1 protein-coding gene, 1 tRNA gene and 1 pseudogene are annotated in these 2763 nt (G+C 49.8%); all 3 read left to right on the top strand.

Going from position 1 to position 2763, the window contains the following annotated elements; all coding sequences use genetic code 11:
• Window positions 1–94: 94 nt before the first annotated feature.
• A tRNA-Cys gene (locus PseAD21_RS29250) sits at window positions 95–168 on the top strand.
• Window positions 169–536: 368 nt separating this feature from the next.
• Window positions 537–1958 carry a carbohydrate binding domain-containing protein gene (locus tag PseAD21_RS29245; protein WP_102359166.1) on the top strand — a complete coding sequence of 474 codons (1422 nt, stop codon included), beginning with the start codon at window positions 537–539 and terminating at the stop codon, window positions 1956–1958.
• 136 nt (window positions 1959–2094) lie between these two features.
• Window positions 2095–2241, top strand: a pseudogene (locus PseAD21_RS29240) (transposase); the annotation flags it as partial.
• Window positions 2242–2763 lie beyond the last annotated feature (522 nt).

Raw genomic sequence — 2763 nt, 5'->3', positions numbered from 1 at the left:
ACCTTGCCAAGGTCGGGGTCGCGAGTTCGAGTCTCGTTTCCCGCTCCAAGTTTGTACGCGGTTGTTGTTGTGCTACTAGACAGCGATCGTTTGAGGCCGAGTAGCAAAATGGTTATGCAGTGGATTGCAAATCCACCTACGCCGGTTCGATTCCGACCTCGGCCTCCACTCTTAAAAACCCCGTAGATCAATGATCTACGGGGTTTTTTATTGTCTGCGAAAAAGTGGGGTGTTCCGCAGTTCTTGAGGGGGTTCCGCAACTTATCGCGCTGGCTACGTGGTTTTATTGGGGCTTTTGGTTTTTTTCGTGGTGCTGCTGAGTTGACGCCAGGTGGCTGTCAAAAAACGATTTCAGAATGAAATACGTTGTTGCTACAGGTGAGCCCTTGAACCTGACGTTATCTAACAATTTCAATTAAAGGGTTGCGCAACTACGTCGCTGGCCTAATCTAATTTGCGCGTTCGGGTTCATAGTGATGCAGCTGAGCGATAGCCCGGAAGAGGAAGGAAATTTTAATTTTTCAAGGAGCGTGCAAGTGACCACCACTGATAATACGAAAAAGGTCGACCTAGTCTTTTTAATCGACTCTAGTAACTCAATGAAGGATGAAGCATCCGCGCTCAGTGCAAGGCTCAATGCGGCAATCGAGGAGGCGAGTAAAGCCTGTCCTTCGGATTTACGTGTTGAGTTTCTTGGTATTGAGGGTACTTTTGGCAATTCAAAATTTGATAAGAGCGCACGTAGCTATCTTACCGGGACGCTTGGGGTCGAGGACGGTAAGATCAAAGGCCGAAAAGCCAGTGCCGTCGGTAATCCAGCACAGGAGGATGTAGCGCCGGCTGCCGAAGACATCATCAAATATTTTGACTGGCGCAAAGGAGCGGAAAGAAACCTCTTCGTATTGGGAGATGAAAGCCTGTACGGCGGAGAGATGGTACTGAATGCAGAGCGCATTAAAGCCTGTGATGATGCCATCGACACCGCACTGGCCCATACTGTTAAGGTTCACTCTTATCTGGGAACTCCGCACCATACTCTGCCTTACCCTACACCTGCTGATGAAGAGGCCATGGTTAAGGAGTACAAACGTCTTGCATTACGCACCGGCGGTGAACATTATATTTACACCAAAGGCATTGCTGATTTCTCCCAAGTACTGAAAAACGCTATCTGCGCCAGCAAGGTACCCCATCAGGAAAGTGTCGAAGAGAAGAAAGAAGAGGCCGATAAGTTGGAGGGTAAAGATCCTGTCGATAAGTCAGATAATACTGCTTCAGGAAATAGTAATCTCTGCGAGCAACTCCCCGAGATTGTCAAAGCGGTTAATACGTTGGCCGACGTACTGAAAGGTCTGGTTGAGTCCTGCGCCCCGAGCAGCAATAGAGAAAAACACGCTTGTCATTGTCATGAACATGATGCGAAAAAAGACACTGGGAATAACAGTGCTGAGCAATCTGGGAATAGTAACTCCGGGGTGGAAGAGCAGCCCCAGGTATCCGAATTCGTCGATAAAACGATGTTTACTGATGGCGACTGGAACCAATGGGAAGCCGGGCCCGTCGGGCATGACTGTCAACTTGTCGATTACGCGAAGCAAAAAACTAAAGGTCTTTATTTTAAAACAGCTGCGAACAAAGCGCATGCCGGCACTATCCTGAAGAAAACTCTGGTGGGATTGGAACCAGGGCAAGAGTATTCGTTTCTGATCCGCGCCAAGCGGGTGATCGGGAAGTTTAGTACACCGAAGCTCTCATTGAGCGTTGACGGTAAAGACATCAGTGGTGTGGTAGAGCTGATAACTACAGATGAATGGGTGACAATAAAAGGGAACTTCACCGCGGGAGCGGGGCCGACAAATCTGGAGGTGATCAGTCATGAAAATGACAGCAATGGCAATGATTACCATGTGGGACGTCTGGTGATTGCCAATCCCGGAAACCCGGCTTTAGACATTTGAATATGGGGCCACAGATCTGTGGCCTCTTCTCTCTTGCCTCCCACCCTGATCGCCAGTAAATCGCACGTACTGTGTAGTGCTCTAATGAAACCGGACACCCATTTAGGCGAGAATGCTCGCCAGATAGTGGTGTCTGATGACCAAGCAACGTCGTTCCTTTTCCGCTGAATTCAAACGCGAGGCCGCAGGCCTCGTGCTTGATCAGGGCTATAGCCACATCGAAGCCTGCCGTTCGCTCGGGGTTGTCGAGTCCGCGTTGCGCCGCTGGGTCATCAGGAAACAGGGTTGAAAATGAGGTTCAAGCTACCAGGTAGATAGCTATCAACCGAGCCAGGAGTTTACCTGTCTCGCGATTGGTGGGGCGTGAAAAGAGTTCCGCAACGATATTTGCCCCCTTGATGGGACGTACCCTAGAGGGCTTCAGAAATCAGTAGCTTGCGGAACAAAATGCGTGCTAACCTATTGATCTACTTGGCTTTGTAGCGTGGATTGAAAATCCACCTGCGCCGGTTCGATTCCGACCTCGGCCTCCACTATAAACAAGCTCCGTAGATCCATGATTTACGGAGCTTTTTTATTTCCAGTGTGCTGCAAGATTTAGTCTTGAAATCAGCCACTGTGAACTTGCTTCACCGGGAAGTGATGTATATATTTCCCGCTCTGCTTCACATGGCCCAACACTGTCAGGTTTGCTGATCGACTGATATGAGGGCTGCACCGCGCTACCGCCCGAATGGCGAAACTGGTAGACGCATGGGACTTAAAATCCCCCGCTCGTAAGGGCGTGCCGGTTCGATTCCGGCTT

It is taken from the genome of Pseudomonas sp. AD21 (assembly GCF_002878485.1).
Classification (GTDB): Bacteria; Pseudomonadota; Gammaproteobacteria; order Pseudomonadales; family Pseudomonadaceae; genus Aquipseudomonas.
Note: the sequence above shows the minus strand (reverse complement) of the source record. Positions and strands in the feature narration are given on the sequence as shown.